This window comes from Ruegeria sp. HKCCA5491, assembly GCF_013034565.1.
GTDB lineage: Bacteria > Pseudomonadota > Alphaproteobacteria > Rhodobacterales > Rhodobacteraceae > Ruegeria.
On sequence record NZ_WQGG01000009.1, the window covers coordinates 110,983 to 135,126 of the forward strand.

22 protein-coding genes and 3 tRNA genes are annotated in these 24,144 nt (G+C 57.0%); 8 read left to right on the forward strand and 17 right to left on the reverse strand.

The annotated features are described in order from the left end of the window. Nucleotides 1–2: 2 nt before the first annotated feature. The 3 genes from GOV88_RS13165 to GOV88_RS13175 all read right to left on the reverse strand — a co-directional run bounded on the left by GOV88_RS13165 (nt 3) and on the right by GOV88_RS13175 (nt 1,273). A tRNA-Asn gene (locus GOV88_RS13165) sits at nt 3–77 on the reverse strand. Nucleotides 78–208: 131 nt separating this feature from the next. Beyond that, a tRNA-Asn gene (locus tag GOV88_RS13170) sits at nt 209–283 on the reverse strand. 75 nt (nt 284–358) lie between these two features. Continuing rightward, nucleotides 359–1,273, reverse strand: a complete 915-nt coding sequence (locus GOV88_RS13175) for an MBL fold metallo-hydrolase (protein ID WP_171240717.1) — start codon at nt 1,271–1,273, stop codon at nt 359–361. A 44-nt stretch (nt 1,274–1,317) separates the two neighbouring features. On the opposite strand from GOV88_RS13175, the gene GOV88_RS13180 reads away from it, so the two are divergent. Beyond that, complete coding sequence (locus tag GOV88_RS13180) at nt 1,318–2,637, forward strand: ATP-binding protein (RefSeq protein WP_171240718.1); 1,320 nt, start codon at nt 1,318–1,320, stop codon at nt 2,635–2,637. A gap of 346 nt (nt 2,638–2,983) precedes the next feature. On the opposite strand, the gene GOV88_RS13185 is transcribed toward GOV88_RS13180, so the two are convergent. Further along, nucleotides 2,984–3,060, reverse strand: a tRNA-Ile gene (locus GOV88_RS13185). 107 nt (nt 3,061–3,167) lie between these two features. On the opposite strand from GOV88_RS13185, the gene purM reads away from it, so the two are divergent. The 3 genes from purM (at nt 3,168) to rnd (ending at nt 6,081) form a co-directional block, all read left to right on the forward strand. Then, entirely contained in the window at nt 3,168–4,214 is a 1,047-nt protein-coding gene (gene purM, locus GOV88_RS13190) for a phosphoribosylformylglycinamidine cyclo-ligase (RefSeq protein ID WP_171121563.1), read from the forward strand. Continuing rightward, nucleotides 4,211–4,807 carry a phosphoribosylglycinamide formyltransferase gene (gene purN, locus GOV88_RS13195; protein ID WP_171240719.1) on the forward strand — a complete coding sequence of 199 codons (597 nt, stop codon included), beginning with the start codon at nt 4,211–4,213 and terminating at the stop codon, nt 4,805–4,807. The genes purM and purN overlap by 4 nt, the downstream gene beginning before the upstream one ends. 116 nt (nt 4,808–4,923) lie before the next feature. After that, on the forward strand, nt 4,924–6,081 hold the full coding sequence (gene rnd / locus GOV88_RS13200; protein ID WP_171121561.1) for a ribonuclease D: 1,158 nt from the start codon (nt 4,924–4,926) through the stop codon (nt 6,079–6,081). A 6-nt stretch (nt 6,082–6,087) separates the two neighbouring features. Here rnd and GOV88_RS13205 read toward each other — a convergent pair whose 3' ends face one another. Further along, nucleotides 6,088–6,615, reverse strand: coding sequence for a hypothetical protein (locus GOV88_RS13205; protein WP_171240720.1), 528 nt, complete (start codon nt 6,613–6,615; stop codon nt 6,088–6,090). A gap of 136 nt (nt 6,616–6,751) precedes the next feature. On the opposite strand from GOV88_RS13205, the gene GOV88_RS13210 reads away from it, so the two are divergent. Beyond that, on the forward strand, nt 6,752–7,162 hold the full coding sequence (locus GOV88_RS13210) for a SufE family protein (protein WP_171121559.1): 411 nt from the start codon (nt 6,752–6,754) through the stop codon (nt 7,160–7,162). A 5-nt stretch (nt 7,163–7,167) separates the two neighbouring features. Here the strand turns inward: GOV88_RS13210 and GOV88_RS13215 are convergent, their stop codons facing one another. From GOV88_RS13215 to GOV88_RS13225, 3 genes are all read right to left on the reverse strand, one after another. Further along, nucleotides 7,168–7,836 (reverse strand): DUF1638 domain-containing protein, encoded by a 669-nt coding sequence (locus GOV88_RS13215; RefSeq protein ID WP_171240721.1) that lies wholly within the window; start codon nt 7,834–7,836, stop codon nt 7,168–7,170. Between the two features lie 76 nt (nt 7,837–7,912). Further along, the gene (locus tag GOV88_RS13220; RefSeq protein ID WP_171121557.1) at nt 7,913–8,947 is read right to left on the reverse strand and encodes a Hint domain-containing protein; all 1,035 of its coding nucleotides are present in this window, start codon (nt 8,945–8,947) and stop codon (nt 7,913–7,915) included. 153 nt (nt 8,948–9,100) lie between these two features. Beyond that, nucleotides 9,101–9,799 carry a B12-binding domain-containing protein gene (locus GOV88_RS13225; protein WP_171121556.1) on the reverse strand — a complete coding sequence of 233 codons (699 nt, stop codon included), beginning with the start codon at nt 9,797–9,799 and terminating at the stop codon, nt 9,101–9,103. 297 nt (nt 9,800–10,096) lie between these two features. Between GOV88_RS13225 and GOV88_RS13230 the strand changes: the two genes are divergently transcribed. After that, on the forward strand, nt 10,097–11,161 hold the full coding sequence (locus tag GOV88_RS13230) for a PA0069 family radical SAM protein (RefSeq protein WP_171240722.1): 1,065 nt from the start codon (nt 10,097–10,099) through the stop codon (nt 11,159–11,161). A gap of 53 nt (nt 11,162–11,214) precedes the next feature. On the opposite strand, the gene gltA is transcribed toward GOV88_RS13230, so the two are convergent. After that, nucleotides 11,215–12,510, reverse strand: coding sequence for a citrate synthase (gene gltA / locus GOV88_RS13235; RefSeq protein ID WP_171124867.1), 1,296 nt, complete (start codon nt 12,508–12,510; stop codon nt 11,215–11,217). A gap of 121 nt (nt 12,511–12,631) precedes the next feature. Further along, nucleotides 12,632–14,032 carry a glutamate--tRNA ligase gene (gene gltX, locus GOV88_RS13240; protein ID WP_171240784.1) on the reverse strand — a complete coding sequence of 467 codons (1,401 nt, stop codon included), beginning with the start codon at nt 14,030–14,032 and terminating at the stop codon, nt 12,632–12,634. A gap of 78 nt (nt 14,033–14,110) precedes the next feature. Between gltX and GOV88_RS13245 the strand changes: the two genes are divergently transcribed. Further along, on the forward strand, nt 14,111–16,150 hold the full coding sequence (locus GOV88_RS13245) for a ComEC/Rec2 family competence protein (protein ID WP_171240723.1): 2,040 nt from the start codon (nt 14,111–14,113) through the stop codon (nt 16,148–16,150). On the opposite strand, the gene lexA is transcribed toward GOV88_RS13245, so the two are convergent. The 6 genes from lexA to GOV88_RS13275 form a co-directional block, all read right to left on the reverse strand. Further along, nucleotides 16,144–16,842, reverse strand: coding sequence for a transcriptional repressor LexA (gene lexA / locus GOV88_RS13250; protein ID WP_171240724.1), 699 nt, complete (start codon nt 16,840–16,842; stop codon nt 16,144–16,146). The genes GOV88_RS13245 and lexA overlap by 7 nt on opposite strands. A 78-nt stretch (nt 16,843–16,920) precedes the next feature. Further along, a complete protein-coding gene (gene glp / locus GOV88_RS13255) occupies nt 16,921–18,093 on the reverse strand; it encodes a gephyrin-like molybdotransferase Glp (RefSeq protein WP_171240725.1) in 1,173 nt (390 codons plus the stop codon). After that, nucleotides 18,090–18,563 (reverse strand): cyclic pyranopterin monophosphate synthase MoaC, encoded by a 474-nt coding sequence (moaC, locus tag GOV88_RS13260; RefSeq protein ID WP_171240726.1) that lies wholly within the window; start codon nt 18,561–18,563, stop codon nt 18,090–18,092. Before moaC ends, glp begins: the two co-directional genes overlap by 4 nt. Then, the gene (gene trpC / locus GOV88_RS13265; RefSeq protein WP_171240727.1) at nt 18,563–19,375 is read right to left on the reverse strand and encodes an indole-3-glycerol phosphate synthase TrpC; all 813 of its coding nucleotides are present in this window, start codon (nt 19,373–19,375) and stop codon (nt 18,563–18,565) included. Before trpC ends, moaC begins: the two co-directional genes overlap by 1 nt. Next, on the reverse strand, nt 19,372–20,391 hold the full coding sequence (trpD, locus tag GOV88_RS13270; RefSeq protein ID WP_171240728.1) for an anthranilate phosphoribosyltransferase: 1,020 nt from the start codon (nt 20,389–20,391) through the stop codon (nt 19,372–19,374). Before trpD ends, trpC begins: the two co-directional genes overlap by 4 nt. Beyond that, nucleotides 20,388–20,969 carry an aminodeoxychorismate/anthranilate synthase component II gene (locus GOV88_RS13275; protein ID WP_171240729.1) on the reverse strand — a complete coding sequence of 194 codons (582 nt, stop codon included), beginning with the start codon at nt 20,967–20,969 and terminating at the stop codon, nt 20,388–20,390. Before GOV88_RS13275 ends, trpD begins: the two co-directional genes overlap by 4 nt. Before the next feature lie 132 nt (nt 20,970–21,101). On the opposite strand from GOV88_RS13275, the gene GOV88_RS13280 reads away from it, so the two are divergent. Then, nucleotides 21,102–22,586 (forward strand): divergent polysaccharide deacetylase family protein, encoded by a 1,485-nt coding sequence (locus tag GOV88_RS13280; protein ID WP_371808240.1) that lies wholly within the window; start codon nt 21,102–21,104, stop codon nt 22,584–22,586. A gap of 36 nt (nt 22,587–22,622) precedes the next feature. On the opposite strand, the gene trpE is transcribed toward GOV88_RS13280, so the two are convergent. After that, nucleotides 22,623–24,134, reverse strand: a complete 1,512-nt coding sequence (gene trpE / locus GOV88_RS13285; protein ID WP_171240730.1) for an anthranilate synthase component I — start codon at nt 24,132–24,134, stop codon at nt 22,623–22,625. Nucleotides 24,135–24,144 lie beyond the last annotated feature (10 nt).

A 24,144-nucleotide genomic window follows, 5' to 3' on the forward strand; every position in this document is an offset into this window, starting at 1 on the left:
AATGGCTCCGGCGGTAGGGATCGAACCTACGACCAATTGATTAACAGTCAACTGCTCTACCGCTGAGCTACGCCGGAACGGTCCGCGCCGTATATCAATACGACTCTGCGGCGTCCAGAGGGGTGCGCGAAGTTTTTTTGACGAAGGTTGACTGTCCACGGCGCGGGGAAATTCGCCGAACCATTCTTCTGAAATCTGAAGGGGAATTTGGCTCCGGCGGTAGGGATCGAACCTACGACCAATTGATTAACAGTCAACTGCTCTACCGCTGAGCTACGCCGGAACTGAGGGCCGTATAGCAACCTCGTTTTTGGCCGACAAGACAAGATCGTCATAAGAGCTGAAAAAAGTTCTTTGGTTAGCCCAACCTTTCAAAAAGCGCATTCACGGAAAGCTGGCCTTTTGGTGAAGCCTTTGATTTTCCGCATAAATCGACAAGATGTGCAAAAACATTGCGCTCGGCGGCGGGTAGAAGGGCCGCAGGGGTTTCTGTGTATATCCTTTCGGCCAGGTCGCGTGCGGTGCCGGGCTTTTCCTCCAGTGCGGTCAGAATCTGGGCTTCGCGTTCAAGCCGGTGATTGATCAGCCAGTCCAGACGCTCGGTTGGATTCTGAATCGGTGCTCCGTGACCGGCATGAAAACTGCTCCAGTCACGTTCGCGCAGGCGGTAGCAGGCGTTCATGAAATCAGTCAGATCACCATCTGGTGGTGACACAAGAGAGCTGGCCCAACCCATGACGTGATCTGCGGTAAAACAGACATCCGACCAACCCAGCGCGATATGGTTGCCCAGATGACCGGGGGTGTGAATGACGTCGAGTTGCCAGCCGTCGCCTTGGATAACTTCGCCGTCTGAAACCTCGATATCCGGACGGAAATCGGTGTCGATGCCTTCGCCGCCGCCTGCGAGGCCCTGTTCCGCCAATTCGGACATAACTGCGCTGCGGCCAGATTCGGGGCCGCCAAATGCCAAAATCGGGGCACCTGTGCGGGCGGCCAATGGTGCGGCAAGGGGCGAGTGATCAAGATGCGTGTGCGTTACAATAATATGGCTGATCCGCTGGCCGGGCTGCAAAGCACCCAGAATCGCCTGAAGATGACCCTCATTCAGTGGGCCGGGATCAATGACGGCGCAGTCCTTTTCACCCAATAGATATGTGTTGGTGCCCCGATATGTCATTGGCGATGGATTGGGGGCCAGAATGCGCCTTAGGCCCGTCTGTAACTCGACAGCCATACCTGGGCGCGGGTTGAAATCGTCGGGAGCCTGCATTCTGTACTCTTTCTCTTGTCGGATCAGCCCGTTAGGTTTAGCGCATGTCCAGTCGGTGGCTCAAATCCTATATGCCGCGCAGTCTCTATGCGCGTGCGGTTCTGATCCTGGTTCTTCCGGTGATCGTTCTTCTGTTGGTGGTCGGCGTCGCGTTCATTCAAAAACACCTTGAGGATGTGACCGCGCAAATGACCAGCGCGGCTGCACGTGAGGTCGACCTGATTACAGACACGATGGCAGACGCCGAAACGCAGCATCAGGCCATTGCCGCGATTCGACAGGACATTGCCTCATTGGAAATGAAGGCCCGATTTTTAGGGATCAATGAAGGGCCCGATATTGGATACCGCAGATGGTATGACTTCATCGCGCCACAGGTAGAAGCCGATCTGCACGAACAATTGCTGGATCTTGTGGCAGTCGCTCTGCCAACGGGCGATCAGGCGCGGCTGTATATGCGGACCCATCTAGGCTTGCTTGAGCTGACACTGGATCGCCGTCGCTTGTCCCCAACCGCGCCGCACCAGTTGATCGTGACCATGGTTTTCTTCGCGGTGATCATGACTTCGATTTCCTTTTTGTACATGCGCAATCAACTTCGGCCGATCACTCGACTGGCGAATGCAGCGCAGGCATTTGGCCGGGGCAGGGTTGTGCCTTATTCACCCGGAGGGGCAATTGAAGTCCGCGCAGCGGGCAGTGCGTTTTTGGACATGCGCGCGCGAATTGAACGCCAGATGGAACAGCGCACACTGATGTTGTCGGGGGTCAGTCACGATCTCAGAACCCCGTTGACGCGACTGAAACTGGGCCTGTCCATGCTGCCCGAGGATGAGGCCGCGCCGCTGCAACAGGATGTGGATGAAATGCAGTTGCTGTTGGACGCATTTCTGGACTTTTCGCGCGGGGCCGCAGAGGGCCCGCCGGAAACCGTTCAGCCCGAGATTTTGCTGAGGCAGATTGTCGAGGATGCACGTCGCGCAGGTCACGAGGCCAGCCTGGTCTCGGTCGAGGGCGAGGGTACGGCCTTGCTGCGTCCCACTGCCATTCGCCGGGCCGTTGAGAACTTGATCGGAAACGCGGTCAGGTACGGAAACCGGGCTGAAGTCAGTCTGTCGATGACACCCAAGACGATCCGTCTTCGGGTCGAGGATGACGGTCCAGGTATTCCACAGGATCAGCGCACCGAGGCCGTCAAACCGTTTTCTCGCCTTGATCCCGCTCGGAATCAGAATCAAGGTAGCGGTGTCGGCCTTGGCCTTGCGATCGTCTCGGACATCGCGCGCGCGCATGGCGGGGTATTACGCTTGGGCAAAAGCGAAAGGCTGGGCGGGTTGTGCGCGGACATAATCATCGGTCGATGACTCGGGGCAACTGGTCCGCTTTGGACGCAGGTTTTTTGACAATTGCCAAAATGTGCTAGGATGAACCCGAAGGAAGGGTAGAGAGCGTTTATGCTTTTGTAGGCCGTCTGTCGGGGATTCAGGTCAAAGGTCCGGTCGCGCGTGTTTCGCGTCGGTGTATTCACATTGACCGAAAGTCGAAATTTCTGATTTGCGCGCCTTGGTAAATGGTGAGGGTAAGATTTTGAATAAGTTGCTTATTTTTATTGGTGTCGTAATTGCAAGCGTGATTTATTTCGGGTGGTTTGAACCCTGTGACGAATTCTACACAGCCTGTCAGTATGTGGGCTTGCGTTGAAGCGGTTTTTGGTAGGCCCGGAGGGACTCGAACCCCCAACCAAAGCGTTATGAGCGCTCTGCTCTAACCAATTGAGCTACAGGCCCGCCTAAGCGCCTTGCGTACCACGGTGAACAGCCGCGTCAAGCCTGACCGTTGCAACATGTCCAACAATCGACTAACCCGCGCGTGAACCATTCATAAGGGGTTGGCCATGACAGCGGGCAAGAACGGAATCACCTATGCTGATGCAGGCGTTGACATTGATGCGGGGAACGCTCTGGTCGACCGGATCAAGCCTGCGGCCAAGCGGACGAACCGCTCGGGCGTGATGAGCGGTCTGGGCGGATTTGGCGCGCTGTTCGACCTCAAGGACGCAGGTTATAGCGACCCGATTCTGGTGGGCGCGACCGATGGTGTAGGTACCAAGCTGCGCATCGCCATTGATACCGGCGTAGTTGACGGGGTGGGCATTGACCTGGTGGCCATGTGCGTCAACGACCTGATCTGTCAGGGCGCCGAGCCGCTGTTCTTCCTCGACTATTTCGCCACCGGCAAGCTGGACACAGATACCGCCGCGCGGATCATCGAAGGCATCGCTGAGGGCTGTGTACAGTCTGGTTGCGCCCTGATCGGGGGTGAGACCGCTGAAATGCCCGGCATGTACCCCGAAGGCGATTTCGACCTGGCCGGTTTCTCGGTCGGCGCGATGGAGCGTGGCGCGCATCTGCCCGCAGACGTGCAACAGGGTGATGTGCTGCTAGGGTTGGCCTCGAACGGGGTGCATTCCAACGGCTATTCGCTGGTGCGCAAACTGGTTGAACTCTCGGGGCTGGGCTGGGATGCCGCCTCGCCGTTCAGCGAAGGTTCGCTGGGCGAGGCGCTGCTGACGCCGACGCGTCTGTATGTCAAACAGGCGTTGCAAGCGATCCGGGCAGGGGGCGTTCACGCGCTGGCGCACATCACTGGTGGCGGCCTGACTGAAAACCTGCCGCGCGTACTGCCTGATGAGTTGGGTGTGCAGATTGATCTGAATGCGTGGGACTTGCCGCCCGTTTTCCGCTGGATGGCTGACGTTGGCGGCATCGCCGAGGCTGAAATGCTAAAGACCTTCAACTGCGGTATCGGCATGATCGTCGTTTGCGACGCCGCGCAAGCAGATGAACTGACCACTTTGTTGGCCGAGGCAGGTGAGACCGTTGCCCGGATCGGCAGCGTCACAGACGTGCCCGGCGTATCTTATTCGGGCCACCTGCTGTGAGCTACAAGCGCGTCGCGATCTTAATTTCGGGTGGCGGTTCCAACATGGTGTCGCTGGTCGACAGCATGACTGGTGATCACCCTGCGCGACCGTGTCTGGTGCTGGCCAACGATCCGCAGGCGGGCGGCTTAGTGAAAGCCGCCGACCGCGGCATCGCTACGGCTGCGGTTGATCACCGACCGTTCAAGGGGGACCGCGCCGCTTTTGAGGCCGAGTTGCTGAAGCCCTTGGAGCAAGCCCAGCCTGACATCGTATGCCTTGCTGGTTTCATGCGGGTTTTGACGGCGGATTTTGTGTCGCGATTTCAGGGTCGGATGCTGAATATCCACCCGTCACTGTTGCCAAAATACAAGGGTTTGAATACCCACGCCCGGGCAATCGAAGCAGACGATGTTGAACATGGCTGCTCGGTTCATGAGGTCACGGCCGCATTGGATGACGGTCCAATCCTGGGTCAGGCCCGTTTGAACATTGAACCAGATGAGACGCCCGAAGCGTTGGCTGCACGTGTCCTGGTATTAGAGCACAAACTCTACCCGACGGTGCTTAGACGTTATGCAGGCGCGGACCGCACTCCGGTGTTGCTGCCTTGAACATTTCAGGGTGATTTACACTTACGTGTTATTCGGCCTATGGTCTGCACTACGGCTCGGTATGTCAAAAAACTGACGGGCAGTCACAAAGAACAAAAGCAAGAATAGCACCACGAATGAAAACCCTGACAACGACGCAAGAGTTGGCCGAGTTCTGCACGGCGGCTGCGGATCATGACTATGTCACCGTGGACACCGAGTTTCTCCGGGAACGCACCTACTATTCCAAACTCTGCCTGCTGCAACTTGCGGTTCCTTCCTCGGACGAGGGCAGTGCTGTTCTTGTTGATCCTTTGTCGGACGGACTGTCGCTGGACCCGTTGTACGAGCTTTTTGCTAACGAAAGTGTTGTCAAAGTCTTCCATGCGGCCCGGCAGGATCTTGAGATTTTCTGGGTCGAGGCTGGCGTGTTCCCCAAGCCGTTGTTTGACACGCAAGTGGCGGCGATGGTTTGCGGTTTTGGTGAACAGGTTGGTTATGAAACGCTGGTGCGCAAGATTTGCAAACAAGGTTTGGACAAGACCTCACGCTTTACAGATTGGTCCCGGCGGCCTCTGTCCGAAGCGCAAAAAACCTATGCTCTAGCAGATGTAACGCACCTGCGGCAAATCTACGAACATTTGGCCGCTGAGTTGGAGAAATCCCAGCGTAGTCATTGGGTCGCCGAAGAGTTGCGGACACTGACCTTGCCTGACACATACGATATTCGCCCAGAAGACGCTTGGAAGCGGGTAAAGACGCGGACAAATTCCGCCAAGTTTCTGGCCGTCGTGCGCGAATTGGCCCGGTTCCGCGAGGCTTATGCGCAGGAAAATAATGTACCGCGCAGCCGTGTGTTCAAGGATGATGCACTGATCGAACTTGCATCTACCAAGCCGAAATCGCCGTCAGACCTGGGTGGCTCTCGTTTGTTGCTGCGCGAAGCCCGCAAGGGGGCTATTGCCGAAGGTATTTTGAACGCTGTCAAACAAGGGGTCAGTTGCCCGCCCGAACAAATGCCGCGCGTGGACACCAGCCGAGACAAGCTTAAGGTCAATCCTGCGCTGGCGGACCTTTTGCGCGTGTTGCTGAAGTCAAAAACCGAAAGCGCGGGCGTTGCGGCAAAGCTGATCGCAACCAGTTCCGAGTTGGATCAGATTGCCGCCGGTGAGCGCGACGTGCCGGCCATGTCAGGCTGGCGTTTCGAGGTGTTCGGCGAGGACGCCCTCAAACTGTGTGAAGGTAAGATCGCTTTGGCTGCCAAGGGGCAAACGGTGAAGGTCGTCACGCTTTAGCGACAGTTACCGGCGCCGGGATTCCAGTGCGTTCTGCTGACCGACGACCCGAACCAGACGGGTGTTTTGCAGGTCATCCAGGCTAACATTAACCGCATCGGACACCGCTCGTGACCGTTCTGTCCCCTGATTGGTGGCGTAACTGGGGTAGCTGACCCTGAACGTGAACTCCAGAACCCCGTTCTTTTGGTTCTCTGCGTTTTCAACCCGGACAAGTTGGGCCCCATAAGCGCCTTGGCGCGCAGCGGTACCCCTTGCATAAATGATGGCACCCGAGGGCGTGGGGTTAATCCGCAGCTCATCAACCTTGGCGATCGGCACGCTGTTGTCCACGGGATCAGGTCTTGAAAACAGGCCGGACCCTTCGCGTTCTGGCGGTACCAGGACGTTGGGGTCATAGGCCGCCTCGGAGGGTGGTGGGGTCGACGTGCTGGACCCGAACCAGTTGGATGGGTTCGCCCGCGAGTCGCTCCAACTGTTGCAGGCAGACAGGGTCAGTGCGGCGATCATAAGGAGTGACAGTGATTTTTGCATAGACCCAGCTCAGAGCATTAAATTCCGCAATGGGTTATCGTAATTTGCAAGCTTTGAAAACCCATGGCAGGGCTGGACAGATGCGGGTGCGCGGCATAGTTCTCCTGTATGGTCGCAACAAAAGGATCGCCGCAAGATGGCAACGCCAGCCTTTGAAGAAATCGTTGAGGATTTCGAGTTTCTGGAGGACTGGGAAGACCGGTACCGCCACGTCATAGAACAGGGCAAAGCGATGGAGCCGTTGGACGATGCGCTCAAGGTGCCTGCCACAAAGGTGAATGGCTGTGCCAGCCAAGTATGGTTGCAACCCATTATTGAAGGTGGTGTGTTTCGCTTTGATGGCGACAGCGATGCGTTGATCGTGCGGGGCCTGATCGCTGTGCTGCGGTCGCTTTATAACGGCTTGCCGGTTGCAGAGGTGCCAAAGGTCGATGCAGGCGGAGAATTGGCGCGGCTGGGCCTAAATGATCACCTGTCCGCCCAGCGTTCAAATGGCCTGCGGGCGATGATCCAGCGCATTCGGGAAGTGGCTCAGGAAAACGCCTGACCCCGCTAGTTATTGGGCCTGCGAGTGGCCCAATCGGCAAGCGTGGTTTCAAGGTCTCCATACCCGGTAAAGCGACGCTCGAACGCCAGCCCCATCCGGTCGGCGCAGTCGCGGGCGCGATCTGTCAGATCCGGATCGTCCGTCTGTGCCTGATAGACCAGTTTCGTGTAATTCCCGAAATACATGTCCCTGAGTTCGGGGTGACGATCCAAGCCCAGCGGTTTCCAGACAAAGGCATCGAATTGGCGGGCCAGAAAGTCCGTCAGATAGAACGCCGTGGTCTCGTCTTCGCCACGCGCGTCGAAGGCCTGATTGCCTTCAAAAAACGAATAGCAGTGCGGGCCCTGAACCATCTCAACCCCCAATTCGGCACAGGCCTTCTGGAGCAGCCCTCCGGTGCCGCAATCAGCATAGACAACAAAGATCTGGTCATATTCGTCGCGATGCTTGGCGACGGCCTCTTCAACAGCTTGCGTGATCCGTTCTGGATGAACATGCAATATCGCGGGCAGGCAGGTCAGCGAGATGTGATCCCAGCCGTTACGATTTTTCAGGTCAAGAATTTCACGCGCCAGCGCGCCACAGGCCAGCAGAAGAATACTGCCCGAGCGCCCGGTTTCACTATAGCATTGCGACGTCAGGCTTTCGTCATCTGGCGGGCTGTTGTGCTGCATGGCATTGTTCCGGCTGCGATTGCGACATCAAAGGCCGAAATCGGGGTGAAGACAAGCCTGCTTACGACATCCCGCGCTAGGCGACCGACGCTTGCGTCTCGAAGTGCTGCAGCGACGGACGGGCAGGGGGACCGTATGCGGTAATTCCTTGATCTGCCAGTGTCGGGAACAGGTTCAGAATCTCGGTCCGTGTCGCGTCGGTCAAACTATTCCAGGCTTGGATGCCCGGATGAAAGCTCTCGGTCAAACACCCCTCGGCCCAGACCAGTTCATGTCGATCAAACATCAGGTGATAATAGGTGATAAGGCCGCCCGCTTGCATCACGATGTCGTTGCCGTTCACCAATTGAGTTGCGGGCGCCAGCGCCTCGGAAAATCCGGTGTTCAATTCAACCTGCCAGGTGTCGATCAGCATTCTGTGCTGTTGGGACACCAGCAAATCCCTGCTGTTTCCAAGTGCTCCGGCCTTGAAAAGAACGGGCGCGAATGCACCGGTGGCGCGAACGGTTCGGCGACCGACCCAGCGCAACGTCTGCAATCCGTGATCCAGTGTTTTAATCCTGTCGCCGATCCGAAGGTCTTCAACCGCGACAGCTCCGTATTCTGTTTCAATCAGGGTGCCGGTGGTAAAGCACGTGGCAATGTCCCACTCTTGGCGGTTAGAGTTCAGACCGCTGGCTGTATCGGTGTTAATACTGTTGAAGGTTACGGAGCGGATGCCCTGATCCTCTAGCGCGGCCTGATCCGTGTTGGCCGAAAACTCCGGCACCAGATAGGTATTTCCAGCATCATCCTGCGCCACTACGGCAGTTATGTTCGCCGTAGTTCCGTCGACATAGGTAATTGTAGCGTTATACGCGACCGCCGCATCGAATTGGGCCGTGTTGCCATCAATCGAGAAAGAGTCGGTGTCGACATTTGCGTTGTTTTCATAGGTGCCGCCGGGATTTCCCACCGGGCTCCAGACAGCGGCTTCCTCGAACAGGGGGTCGCCTTGGCTACCAAAGGTCTGGCCGACAAGCGCACCCGCGTTTTCAGCAGTGTTGTTGCCCTCGGTCGGGTCGATGATCGGAAGCGTTCCGAGGAAAAGCACATTGAACGTCGTAGGCATAAACTACCTCGTAAAAACTGGTCACTTATCGAGCTTAAATCGCAAAGCTCGGCATCACGAAACCAAACTCTAAAATAATGAAGTTCTTTTCAAGGCGTCCAACAAAAAGACCGCCCGGGTTGGGCGGTCTCGTTCAAATCTGTGTCACTATTGTCAACCGGCGAGTTGATTGTGTTTGCGAGAAACGAAGTCCTTGGCCATTTCCACGGCCACAGCCGCATCGCGGCAGTAGCCATCGGCCCCAATCGCTTTGCCGAACTCTTCGTTCAGCGGTGCGCCACCGACCAGAACAATATACTCTTCGCGCAGGCCTTGTTCGACCATAGTGTCGATCACAACCTTCATGTAGGGCATGGTCGTGGTCAGCAGGGCGGACATGCCCAGAATGTCGGGTTTCTCGGATTCCAGCGCTTCGAGGTAGTTTTCGACCGGGTTGTTGATGCCGATATCCACAACATCGAAGCCAGCGCCTTCCATCATCATCGAAACAAGGTTCTTGCCGATGTCATGGATGTCGCCTTTCACGGTGCCGATAACCATCTTACCAACGCGCGGTGCACCGGTTTCAGCCAACAGCGGTTTCAGGATGGCCATGCCACCCTTCATTGCATTTGCGGCCAGCAGAACCTCCGGCACGAACAGGATGCCGTCGCGGAAGTCATGGCCAACGATGGTCATGCCACCGACCAGGGCTTTGGTCAGGATGTCATAGGGGGTCCATCCGCGCTCCAGCAGGATGTTCACACCTTCTTCGATTTCTTCTTTCAGGCCGTCATAAAGATCGTCGAACATCTGTTCGACCAGTTCGTCGTCATTTAGTTCGGACAGGACGATGTCTTCTTCATCGGACATGGGGCGTTTCCCTGAGCTGTTCGGGCATTGCGCCCGTGGTGGCATTTTTTCCGTTTTGGCCATTTCGCCGCAGTTCGACTGTGACGATTGCGACCTTGGCGGTTCCGGGACCGACCTATACGGCAAATTATTGATCAACTCGACGTCATTTTCTGCATGAACATCCTGCATTTCGTTCAGAAAAGGTGGCGGTACGCGGGTCTTTGTCCGGATGCTCAATTCCCAACGAAACTTCCGAAATGCTTGCCGCAGACGCAGAACGGGCGTATGCATAGGTGAGAACAAAAGGGAAACATTATGGTTTCGCACAACATCAAGGCCCGGGGGACCCTGTCAAATTCCGCAGGCCGGTTTGAGAGGTATGAGACCGAATCTTTTGACGATGGGTGGGATGCGGAGGACGATCTACCTGTTCTTCGGACCGAGGTTCGCCAAGAGGTTGCGCGCAGCGTGATAACCTATAACCGATCGCCCGACTTGCCATTTGACCGTTCCATTAATCCCTATCGGGGATGTGAACATGGGTGTGTCTATTGCTTTGCGCGTCCAAGCCACGCCTATCTTGGCCTTTCCCCGGGATTGGATTTTGAAACCCGTTTGGTTGCGCGACCCAACGCGGCGGCGGTCCTCAGAAAAGAGCTGTCGGCGCGTGGTTATAAGGTCGCGCCAATTGCGTTGGGAACAAACACCGATCCATATCAACCTATTGAGCGTGACCTATCAATCACCAGATCTTGTTTGACAGTTCTGCAGGAGTTTCGGCATCCCATCGGAATTGTGACCAAGGGCACTCTGATCGAGCGGGATTTGAACATACTGTCAGAAATGGCGCAGGACGGGTTGGTGAGGGTCGGGATTTCATTGACCACCTTGGACGCTGACCTGTCTCGAAGGATGGAGCCACGCGCGCCATCACCCCAGCGTCGTCTAGCCGTTATTCGAAGGTTGACTGGGGCAGGGGTGCCGGTGCGCGTCATGACGTCGCCCTTGATCCCGGGGCTAACAGATCACGAGTTGGAGGCCCTGCTGGAAGCCGGGCGAGATGCAGGTGCAGACGCCGCAAGCTGGATCATGCTGCGGTTGCCGCGCGAAGTATCGGGCTTGTGGCAGGACTGGTTGAAGCAACACGAACCGGCCCGCGCCGAAAAGATCATGTCAAAACTCCGCGAGATGCACGGGGGGCGGGATTATGATCCGCGTTGGGGGCACCGGATGCGCGGAGAGGGGGAATACGCAGGGGTGATCGCAAAAAGATTCGCCTTGGCCGTCAAACGGTTGGGTCTTGCGATGCGAACTCCGTCCCTGCGATGTGATTTGTTTTCCAAACCAGCGCAGGCCGGAGATCAACTTTGCCTGTTCTGAATCAAAACCGCCCCGGAGTTCTGATCCGGGGCGGTTTGTTTTAGTCTGGCAAATCAGCGGTTTTCGATATCCACATAGTCGCGGTTGGTTTCACCCAAATACAACTGACGCGGACGGCCGATCTTGTTCTGCGGATCCGCGATCATCTCTTTCCACTGGCTGACCCAGCCAACGGTGCGCGACAAGGCAAAGATCGGGGTGAACATCGAAGTCGGGAAGCCCATCGCCTCGAGGATGATGCCCGAGTAGAAGTCGACGTTCGGGAACAGTTTCTTCTCGGCGAAATACGGATCTTCCAAAGCCTGTTTTTCCAGCGCTTTGGCGACCTGCAGCTTCGGGTTGTCCTCGATGCCCAAGAGGTCCAGCACTTCGTCCGCCGACTGCTTCATCACTTTCGCACGGGGGTCGAAGTTCTTGTAAACCCGGTGGCCAAAGCCCATCAGACGGAACGGGTCGTTCTTGTCCTTCGCGCGGGCGATAAATTCGGGGATTCGATCAACGCTGCCGATCTCTTCCAGCATTTCCAGACAGGCCTGGTTCGCACCACCATGGGCCGGACCCCACAAACATGCGATGCCGGCCGCGATACAGGCGAACGGGTTCGCACCCGAGGACGAGGCCAAGCGCACGGTCGAGGTCGAGGCGTTCTGTTCGTGGTCCGCGTGCAGGGTGAAAATACGATCCATAGCACGGCTGAGGATCGGGTTGACCTCATATTCTTCCGCCGGAACGCTGAAACACATGCGCAGGAAGTTCGACGCATAGTCCAGATCGTTGCGCGGATACACGAAGGGCTGACCGGTGTGATACTTGAACGCCCACGCCGCAATCGTCGGCATCTTGGCGATCAGGCGGTGCGAGGCGACCTCGCGCTGATGCGGGTCCGAGATATCGGTCGAGTCGTGATAGAAGGCGGACATCGCACCAACTACGCCAACCATGATTGCCATCGGGTGCGCGTCACGGCGGAAGCCACGGTAGAAGTACTGCATCTGCTCGTGCAGCATAGTGTGGCGGGTGATCGTCGTCTCGAACTTTTCAAGAACGGGTGCTGTCGGCAGTTCTCCGTAAAGCAGCAGGTAGCACACCTCGAGGAAGTGAGACTTGCCAGCCAACTGGTCGATCGGATAGCCGCGGTGCAGCAGTTCACCCTTTTCACCGTCAATATAGGTGATGGTACTGTCGCAGCTCGCGGTTGAGGTGAAACCGGGGTCATACGTGAACACACCCGCCTGCCCATACAGTTTGCGGATGTCGATTACGTCAGGACCGGCGGTCGGCGAATGAACCGGCAACTCGTACGTTTCACCATGGACTGTCAGAGTGGCTGATTTATTGCTGTCGGTCATAGTGTCCCTTCCTCATTCATGCGCAAGTCGGATCGCTGTCCGAACTTACGGGCAACGGATGCGCGCAGACGCGCAGTCCGGGTGTTAGCGGAGCAGCGTTACCCAAATGTGAAGCTTTGGTTTAACTTGCTGCATCAGAAAGCCGTGCAAGGGTTTCTTCTCGCCCCAACACAAGCATCATGTCAAAGACCGAAGGTGTCACAGCCCGACCGGCCAATGCCGCCCGCAAGGGTCCAGCCAGCTTGCCGAACTTCAGCCCATTCGCTTCCGCAAAGGAATTCAGGGCATCCTCCAGTTCGTTTCGCGACCAGCTAACATTTTGCAACTGCGGCGTCAATTCATTCAGTATACCATCGGATACAGAGTTAAGGGCTTTTTGGGCTTTCTCATCTGGTTGAATGGGGCGGGATGCCAATACAAACTGCGCTTTTTCAAGGAGTTCAGGAAAGGTGCGGGCCCGATCCTTGAGGCAATACATCGCACGTTGTAGATCACTGGATTGTGTGTCGCTGAGAGCAGGCAATCCAGCCGCGGCAAGATAGGCTTCGATCTCTTGCCGCAATGCAGCATCATCTGCAACGGCTATGTGTTGGCCGCACAGGTTCTCGAGCTTTTTCAGATCGAAACGGGCCGGGCTTTTGCCGATTCCGTCAAGATCAAACCATTCTTTGGCCTGTTCGTCGGTAAAGAACTCATCGTCCCCATGGCTCCAACCCAGCCGCGCGAGGTAATTGCGCATCCCGGCAGCGGGGTAACCCATGGCTTGATATTCCTGCGCACCCAATGCGCCGTGGCGTTTGGACAGCTTCTTGCCGTCAGGTCCGTGGATCAGGGGGATGTGGGCCCAGACCGGTACGTCCCATCCCATCGCCTCGTAAATCATCATCTGGCGCGCGGCGTTGTTCAGGTGGTCGTCGCCCCGGATCACATGGGTGACGCCCACGTCGTGATCGTCTACCACCACGGCCAACATATAGACCGGCGTCCCGTCCGAGCGCAGCAGGATCATGTCGTCCAACTGATCGTTGCGGATGGTTACTTCTCCCTGCACCTGATCGCGGATCACGGTTGCACCGTCTTGCGGGGCCTTGATGCGGATCACAAAGGGCGCGTCCGGGTGGGTCGCAGGATCTGCGTCGCGCCATGGGCTGCGGAACAAGGTGGACGTGCCCTCGGCGCGGGCCTGTTCACGGAACGCTGCAATCTCATCCTGGGTCGAAAAACATTTGTAAGCCTTACCCTCGGCCAGCAATTGACGGGCAACCTCGGCGTGGCGGTCGGCACCTTCGAATTGGCTGATCACGTCGCCATCATGATCCAGCCCCAGCCATGCCATGCCTTGCAAGATTGCCGCTGTCGCCTCGGGGGTCGAGCGTTCGCGGTCAGTGTCTTCGATCCGCAGCAGGAACTTACCACCACGTCCACGAGCATAAAGCCAGTTGAACAGCGCAGTACGCGCGCCGCCGATGTGCAAGAAGCCGGTGGGTGAAGGAGCGAAACGAGTGACGACCTGATCGGACATTGTGTGGATTAACCTTTTGGTAACCGTGTCGGGCATAGTTTGGCGCCTGTCTAACGAGCCGGAGGGACGGGGGCAACCATGCGTGTTCTGGCACGGGTCGAGGCGGCATTGCTGAACCAGACGGGCCATTTGTTCCAGTGGTCTCCAGTGTGTCTTGCCATTGGCATTGCGCTGTATTTCTCGCTCAGGCTTGAACCGGGATGGCACTTTTATGGAGCCCTATTGGGCGTCATCGCTGTGGGTGCGTGGGCTGTCAGACACTGGCGTTCGGTCTGGGTGTCCTTGGCGATTGGCGGTATGCTTGTCGCGGCTGGATTTGTTCTGGCAGGTGTGCGGGCGCACTCTGTAGCGGAACCGGTTCTTGGATGGCGGTACTATGGTCCGATCGAAGGGCGCGTGGTCGCAATTGATCGTTCCGCCTCTGACGCGCTCAGGTTGACACTTGATCAAGTGCGGCTGAATGATGTGCCGGAAGACTTGCGCCCCCAGCGGGTTCGCCTGTCTCTGCACGGCACGGATGTATCAGTGTCGCCGGGGCAAAGGATCATGACCACAGGTCTCCTATCTCCTCCGCAAGGCCCGGTTGAACCGGGCGGCTTCGATTTTCGCCGTCACGCGTGGTTTCAGGGGCTCGGGGCTGTTGGGTATACCCGTGTTCCTGTTCTGACGGCTTCCGCTGCTAACGAAACTGGACTGCGTATTACCGCATGGCGCATGGTGATATCCAACCATGTTCGAACGAAACTACCGGGTGAGGTCGGAGGGTTCGCGGCCGCTGTGACCACTGGCGACCGCAGCGGCATGGGGCAAGAAACGCTGACAACCCTGCGCGCGTCCAACCTTGCCCATCTTCTTGCGATTTCTGGCCTGCACATGGGGCTTTTGACCGGGTTTGTATTTTTTGCCTGCCGGATCGCGCTGTCGGCGTTGCCCGTGATTTCCCTTAGGTGGCCGGTCCGTAAATTGGCGGCGGTTTGCGCATTGCTTGCGGCTGTCATCTATCTGATGTTGTCCGGCGGGAATGTCGCCACCGAACGCGCCTTTATCATGGCAAGTGTCATGCTGGTCGCCGTTCTGATCGACCGCCGCGCGATTTCTCTGCGCGCAGTTGCGGTTGCGGCCCTTATTGTCCTGTGTTTACGGCCGGAAACTCTGCTGAGTCCGGGTTTTAAGATGTCATTCGCAGCAACAACGGCCTTGGTCGCGGTGTTTGGTGAATTGCGTGACTATGGCCCTTTGCCAGGCCCGAAATGGTTCAAGCCTGTAATTGGCTTACTTTTGTCGTCTGCCATTGCCGGGTTGGCGACGGCTCCTATTGGCGCTGCGCATTTCAACAGTTTGTCGCACTATGGATTGTTGGCCAACATGCTGTCTGTTCCCGTGATGGGAACCGTAGTGGTTCCGTCGGCGGTGGTCGCCGCCTTGCTCGCCCCCTTTGGTCTTGAGGGGGTGGCTTTGGGTGTAATGGGCCTTGGGCTTGAATGGATTCTGACAGTATCGGATTGGGTATCCGGATTGGATGGCGCGCAAAGTCACGTCGTCAGCCCGCCCTTCCATGTGTTGCCGATGTTCGCATTGGGCGCATTGTGGCTAGCGCTATGGCTTGGGTCCGCGCGGTGGATCGGTGGGGTGGTGGTCCTGGCCGCGTTCCTTCTTTGGGGGCAGGGTGATCGCCCCGAAGTCCTGGTCGCGGAATCCGGAGGTCTTGTTGGCGTCATGACGGACAAGGGCAGGGCGGTGAGCAAAAGGAAAGCCAGCGGTTTTGTCGCTACGGTCTGGTTAGAGAACGACGGGGATGGCGTGGATCAGATTCAATCGGCAGATCGCTGGCCTCAGGGTTCAGACTTGGTTCAACGCCATTTGTGGCGTGGCAAAGAGCTGATCCATATCACCGGCAAACGCGCCGCGCGCGCATTTGACGAATGTGCCGAGCATCAGATCATCATATCCGCTGTTTCTATGGAACTGCCGGGCAACTGCCAGATATTTGACCCTCAGCGCCTTTCGAAAATCGGGAGCCTTGCGCTCCATGGCAACACGTTCAGAACCAGCAGGGATGAAATTGGCAATAGACTGTGGTCCCCGATTGAGGACAAGGACCACAAGTTCGATCAGTAGCAGCGGATCAAACCAACCAGCCGGCCTTGGACCTTGACTTTTTCTTCGGGCAGGACGCGGGTTTCATAGGCGGGGTTGGCAGCCTCCAGTGCGATGGCGTGACCACGGCGGAAGAACCGCTTCAAAGTCGCCTCTTGATCTTCAACAAGGGCCACAACGATATCACCATTATCCGCGACAGAGGTTTCTTTGATCACAACGACGTCGCCATCATTGATGCCCGCGTCGATCATCGAATCGCCACGCACCTCCAGCGCATAATGTTCGCCTTTGCCGGACACCATGCTGCCGGGGACAGCAACGCGATGCGACACATGGCTGATCGCTTCGATCGGCACACCGGCGGCGATACGTCCCATTACGGGCAGTTCCATGGCGTCGACCGTCACCGGTTCAAAATTCGCTGGTCTCGGGCCTTGAGGTTTGTCGCCCTCAATCACGCGGGGTTTGAAAGCAACCGTTGGCTCACCGCCAAGACTTTCTGGTAGCTTGACGATTTCGATCGCACGAGCACGATGCGCCAATCGACGAATAAACCCGCGTTCTTCGAGCGCGGTAATTAGTCGATGGATGCCCGACTTGGATCTGAGGTCCAATGCGGCCTTCATCTCGTCAAAACTGGGGGGAACACCATCCGCTTGCACGCGTTTGTGGATGAATTCCAACAAATCCAACTGCTTCTTGGTCAGCATTGCTCACACCTCGTCGGTCATGCGTTTTATTTTGTTCTACGCATGTTCACGTTTTGTGTCAATGGATTTGCGCGCCGTTCAGATTGGCAGGTACCTGACTATCTCTCCGGCAGCGCGTGCCGGATCATTGGGGTCGCGGACCAATAATGCGTTTGCATGGGCCAAGACACTAAGCAGCGAACTGTCCTGATCATCACAAGCCCGGATGCCGGTTTCGTCCAGAACCGCCCGCATGTAATGCTCGCGCGGGCCGTTCTCTGTTAATGGAGCTGTCAGCGCAGCGTTGCGGAAGGAGGGTACAGCCTGTTCAATCCCCAACATGCGGAAGACCATGGGAGCTAGGAACAAATACCCGCAAACCATTGCACTGACAGGATTCCCCGGAAGTCCAACCATTGGTTTGTCCCCCAACCGGCCAGCCATCAGAGGTTTCCCGGGTCGCATTCGGATTTTGTAAAAAGACCTCTCCATACCCAATCCGGTAGAGGCCTCTGAAACCAAATCATAATCCCCAACCGATGCCCCACCAATGGTGACAACTAGGTCAGCCCCCTGTGCGAGGCCAAAAGCGGCCTCCAGCGAAGAAATCGTATCGCGCGCAATGGGAAGGATTCTAACATCCGCCCCAGCTTTTTCGAGCAACGCCTTGAGGCCAAAGGTATTTGATGCGATGATCTGATCCGGTCCAGGAACCTCACCCGGCATAACCAGCTCGTCTCCGGTCGAAATCAGCGCAAACGACGGTTTGCGCGCAACCGGGACCACTGCGACATTCATGGCGGCCATCAGCGCAAGGTCTTCGGGTCGCAAAAGCCGAGGCGACGTGATCTTGGTGCCAGCTTTGAAGTCCACGCCAGACGGGCGGATGTTATCCTTGGCGCCGGGATTGTCGGTGATCGTAAGAAGATCTTCACGGCGTTCCGTATCTTCTTGAATTACAACGAAATCAGCACCTTCCGGAACCGGTGCGCCGGTAAAGATGCGCACGGCTTGCCTGGCACCGACTTGGCCCTCGTACCGGCGTCCGGCAGCGGATTCCCCCACGATCTTGAACATCGCGTGCGGTTCCACTTCGGACGATTTGACCGCATATCCATCCATGGATGAGGCCGCAAAGGGCGGCTGATCCCGCGTCGCGGCGATATCTTGCGCCAACACACGTCCAGCGGCCTGCGCCAGCGGAACCATTTCGATGGGTTGTTGTTCCACTAGGTCGAAAAGCAGTGCTCGTGCGTCTTCAACTGTAATCATGACGCCTCATAACGTCCTGATTTACCGCCATCTTTCAGGATAACGCGAATGCCGCCAATCTCCATCGCCTTGTCCACGGCTTTAGTCATGTCGTACACCGTCAGCGCAGCGGTTGATACTGCCGTAAGCGCCTCCATCTCCACTCCGGTTTGCCCGGATGTTTTTACGGTAGCCTCAATTTGAACTCCGGGTAGATCGGGGTCTAACGTCAGTTCAACGGCTACCTTCGTCACAGGCAAGGGATGGCACAAAGGAATTAGGTCTGGCGTTTTCTTCGCCCCCATAATCCCCGCCAATCGAGCGATACCAAGCACATCCCCTTTTTTTGCGCGACCTTCGGATATTAAATCAAAGGTTTCCTGCGCCATCTGGATGTGTCCTGCGGCAACGGCAACGCGGTCGGTTACAGCCTTGTCCGAGACGTCAACCATATGGGCCTGACCCTGGGCATCAAAATGCGTCAAAGGCATCACATCACTCCGGGTATCAGTGGGTTCGCCAACAGGGTGCGCGTGGCAAGCGCAACGTCGTCTTGTCGCATCAGGCTTTCACCAATCAGGAAACTGCGCGCACCATAGCGGGCGATATCCGCTAGGTCTTCCGGGTTGCTGAGGCCACTCTCACACACGATCGTCCGATCTGCCGGTACCAGCTTGGACAGGCGTCTTGTCGTATCAAGTGTGGTTTCGAACGTCTTGAGATTGCGGTTGTTTATTCCAATCAGCGGGCTTTTAAGTTTTGTTGCGCGCTCCAACTCGGTTTCATCGTGAACTTCGATCAAAACGTCCATGTCCCAATCAAAAGCTGTCTGCTCAAGCTCGGCGGCTTGTTCGTCCTCGACCGAGGCCATTATGATCAGGATACAGTCTGCGCCCAAAGCACGGGCTTCGACGACCTGATATGGATCATACATGAAGTCTTTGCGTAGCGCGGGTAACCCACAAGCCTCACGCGCTTGGGTCAGGTATTCTTTGGCACCCTGAAAGCTGGGTGCGTCTGTTAGAACGGAAAGGCAAGCTGCACCGCCTTCCTCATAGGCTTGCGCAAGTAGAGGCGGATTAAAATCAGCACGGATCAAGCCCTTGGACGGGCTGGCTTTCTTGACTTCTGCAATCAACCCATAGCCCTGACGCGCCGCGGTTTGGAGTGCTTTTGCAAAACCGCGAACTTCCGGGGCGGACCTGGCCTCACTCTCTAATGTTTCCAGTGACTTGTGCGTCTTATCTGAAGCAACTTCCTCAAGCTTGTAAGCCTTGATCTTGTCCAGTACCGTCTCGGTCATGCGGCCTCCTGAGTGATGCGGGCCAGTACCGCTATTTTTTCTTTGGCGCGCCCGCTGTCGATGCTTTCGGCAGCTTTGGCAACGCCTTCCTTCAAGTCGCCAGCCGCATCCGCCACAACCAGCGCAGCGGCGGCGTTCAGCAATACCGCGTCACGATAGGCTGACGGCGCACCGTCCAGAAGGGCACGAAAAGCGACGGCGTTTTCTTCGGGGGTGCCGCCGATAATATCTTCGAAAGGATGAACCGGCAGTCCGGCATCTTCGGGATGAAGCTCAACTTCTTTGATTACGCCGTCTTCTACTGAGGCAACCCAGCTCACGCCGGTTATGGTCAGTTCATCGGTTCCGTCAGAGCCATGGACCAACCAGGCGTGCTCTGATCCCAACAAACCCAGAGTTTCGGCCATGGGGCGGATCAATTCGCGGCAAAAAGCACCGGTCAGTTGCCGTTTGACCCCTGCAGGATTGGTCAGCGGCCCCAGAATGTTGAATATCGTCCGAGTTCCCAGCTCTTGGCGGGTGGGCATGACATGCGCGATTGCGGGATGATGCATCGGGGCCATCATGAAGCCAATACCGGCCTCTTCCAAAGCCTTTTCAACGGTTTGTGGGCCGACCATAACGTTGATGCCCAGTTGTCCAAGCGCATCGGCCGCGCCAGACTTTGAACTGAGATTGCGGTTGCCGTGCTTGGCGACCGTGACACCGGCACCTGCGACGACAAACGCAGTCGCGGTCGATATATTCAGCGTCCCTTTGCCGTCACCCCCGGTTCCAACGATATCCATGGCGCCCGCCGGGGCTTTGACGGCATTGCATTTTGCGCGCATCACAGCGGCGGCTGCCGCGTATTCCTCAACGGTTTCACCCCGTGTACGCATGGCCATTAGCAGCCCACCGATCTGGCTGGGGGTGGCTGCACCGTCAAATAGGATGCCAAAGGCTTGTTCTGCTTCGGCACGAGACAAGGGCCGGTCGGCTGCGGCACCGATCAGCGGTTTAAGGGCGTCGCTCATGCAGGGACTTTCATTTCAGTCAGGAAATTCTTGAGCATGGCATGACCGTGCTCGGAAGCGATGGATTCGGGGTGGAACTGAACCCCGTGGATCGGCAGTTCTTTGTGTTGCAGACCCATGATGGTGCCATCTTCCAATTCGGCGGTGACCTCAAGGCAATCGGGTAGTGTTTCCCGCTCTATGATCAGGGAATGATACCGCGTTGCTTCAAAAGGCGAGGGCAGACCCGCAAACAGGCCTTTGCCCGTGTGGTGCATTGTGCCCATCTTGCCATGTACGATTTCATGACAGCGAACAACGTTTCCCCCAAAAGCCTGCCCGATTGTTTGATGCCCAAGGCAAACCCCCAACAGAGGTGTTCCGGTTTCAGCCGCCGCTTCGGTCAGGGCAAGGCAAATTCCGGCCTGATCGGGATCACACGGTCCGGGGCTAAGAAGGATACCGGCCGGGTTCATGGCCATCGCTTCCTGCACGTTCAGTGCGTCGTTTCGGCGAATGACCATTTCAGCGCCAAGCTCGCCTAAATAATGGACGAGGTTGTAGGTGAACGAGTCATAGTTGTCGATGAGCAGCAGCATTTGGGCACTTGTCTCGGATTGGGCATTTCGGGCTGGTGATGCAGCCCCGAGCCGCGATATAATGTTTGCACATACATGCTCAGGCTTGCGGGGCAGCGTCAAGAGGACATCCCATTCTTGACGAACCGGCAGGTGAGTGCTGCGCAAGATGGCACACTGGCGGTCGAAGCAGGAATTAGACGAGAGGCAATTGTTATGGGCGGATTTATGGGTGGAATGATCGCAGGCGCGGTCGTTGTGTTACTGCTTGGTGCAGTTTTGTCCCTGAATACACCTTTGACCAGAAAACCCATTGTCGCCGAGGACGCTCCGGAACCGGCGCCGGTGGAATCAGTTTCAAGCGACTCTGAAGTGGAAGAAAGCGTCTCCGATGCCGGGCTTGTCAAAATTCCACCGCAAGACGCTGAACCGGCCGAGGAACAGGCCGATACATTAGCAGGTTTGGATGAGGCGGAAACCGCCACAGACACGCAGCCTCAGGTCAACGATACGGCGACTCAGGTGGAACAGGCGACACAGCCGACCGAAGCACAGGATGTGACCGTGTCGACCGAAGCGCCGATCGCGCCGCAAGCACCTGCACCGTTGCCAGATACGCCGTTGGAAGAAACGGGTCCGGAGGTGGCTGAACAGTCCCCTGAACCTCCTGCGCCTGTAGTGGAAGAGGCCGAAGTGGAAGAAATTCCTCAGGATCAGAGCGACGAAGTCGCAGATGCCGAAACGCTGGATCAGGACGAAACCCTTCCGCAGGACAATCCGATCGCAGTTGAAGGTGAGGAAGAGGTCGCGCCGGCCGAACTGCCGCGAATTGCGTCTGTTCCCCAGATCGGAGGAGAGCAGATTGATGCAAGCTCGAATTCGGTCGGCAAGCGGATTGTGCCCTTGACCGAGCGTGATGACGCACCGATTGTCGAATCGGCTGACGGAACCGTTGTTGCCACGGGAAAACCGATCGAAGCGTATTCGGCTGAGTTTGAAAATCCCGAAGCGAAACCCTTGATGTCCATCATTCTGATTGACGACGAAGGTGCGTTTGGTGCCGAAGCGCTGCAGGATTTCCCGTACCCAATCAGTTTTGCCATCAGCCCCGCTGATCCGGACGCTGCCGAAAAGATGGCTAAGCACCGTGCAGCAGGGTTCGAGGTATTGGCCATGGCAGATTTGCCCAAGGCGGCGAGCGCACAGGATGCCGAGGTCTCTTTGTCTGTATGGCTGGATATGCTGCCCGAAACCGTCGGTATTCTCGAAGGTGTTGAGACAGGAATTCAGGGCAACAGAAAACTCGCAGATCAGGTCGCTGCGATTGCAGGTGGCACAGGGCGTGGGTTGATTACGCAGGATAATGGTCTGAACACAGTGCAGAAACTGGCTGCGCGAAACGGTATCCCGTCGGGCGTGATCTTTCGTGACATAGATGGCGCCCGGCAGGACCCGAAAATCATGCGTCGTTTTTTGGATCAAGCGGCGTTTCGCGCTGGTCAGGAAGGAACCGTCGTTATGCTTGGCAGGTTGCGGCCTGACACGATCTCTGCCCTGCTGTTGTGGGGGCTGGAAGATCGCGGTGGTCGGGTCGCCATGGCGCCAATTTCAGCAGTCATGATGCAAGAAGTTCAATAACACTGTTGCGAGGCCAATCAGCGATTGGCCTCTGGCTTAACTGTTCCCGGTGCCGGTAAATCGCGCGGCATCTGCGGCTGCGCGCCTGATCGCGTTCGACTTGTGGACGGTCTCCATGAATTCGGCCTCGGGGTCGCTGTCGTAGACAACACCGCCGCCTGCCTGAATATAGAGTTTGTGGTCTTTCACGATTGCCGTTCTCAGCGCGATACACATATCCATGTCACCGCCTGAGCTGAAATACCCCACGCCGCCGCCGTAAATTCCGCGCTTTTCAGGTTCTAGTTCGTCGATGATTTCCATCGCCCGCACTTTGGGCGCGCCCGAGACCGTGCCAGCCGGCATTCCGGCAAAAAACGCGTCCAATGCGTCTTTGTCGTCGGCCAGTTCACCGACAACGTTCGATACGATGTGCATGACGTGGCTGTACCGTTCGATGATGAACTCTTCTGTCGGGCGCACAGTGCCGATCTTTGCGACCCGACCGGTATCGTTGCGACCCAGATCCAGAAGCATCAGGTGTTCGGCAAGCTCTTTCTTGTCGGCCAGCAGATCCACTTCGTTGGCCTTATCTTCTTCGGGGGTCGCGCCACGCGGACGGGTTCCGGCGATCGGGCGGATTGTAACCTCATCCCCGAACACCCTGACCAGAATCTCGGGGCTGGCACCAACAACCTGAAAACCACCGAAGTTGAAGTAGAACATGAAGGGCGACGGGTTTGTGCGCCGCAGGGACCGGTAGAGCGCAAAGGGCGGCTGCGGGAAATCCTGAGTCCAGCGTTGCGCGGGAACGACCTGAAAGATATCGCCTGCGCGGATATATTCCTTGGCCTTCTCAACGGCCTCCATATAGCCGGATTTGGTAAAGTTGGATACCGGCGCGGCGACCTCGGACGCATCCCCCAAATCGCGTGTTTCGGCAGGCATTGCGCGTTCAAGATCGCGTACCGCATCCATAACGCGCTCTGCCGCCTGAGCGTAGGCCGCTTTTGCAGATTGTCCTTCGCTGACCCATGCAGGCGACACGACGGTTACCTCGCCCTTGACCCCGTCGAGCACAGCAACGACCGAAGGGCGCAGCATGACCGCATCCGGCAGGCCAAGCGGGTCTGGGTTCACATCCGGCAGATATTCGACCAGACGAACCATGTCATATCCAAGATACCCGAACAATCCAGCAGCGGCCTGCGGCAGGTCTTCGGGCAAGGCAATCCGACTTTCCGCCAACAGCGCCCGCAGGTTGTCCATTGGGTTGCCATCTTGCGCGGTAAACGCTTCGGGATCAAACCGGGCCGAGCGGTTCAGGGCCGAGGTTTCGCCTTGGCACCGCCAGATCAGGTCAGGTTTCATACCGATGATCGAGTACCGTCCACGGACTTCGCCGCCAGTCACCGATTCCAGCATAAATGCATCTTTTTGCGCGCCGGTCAGCTTCAGCATCAGCGATACCGGAGTGTCCAGATCAGCGGCAAGACGCGTGTAAACGACCTGATTTTCACCCGCCTCGTAAGCGCGCGCGAAACTGTCGAATTCTGGGGTAAGGGCCATCTTTGGTCTC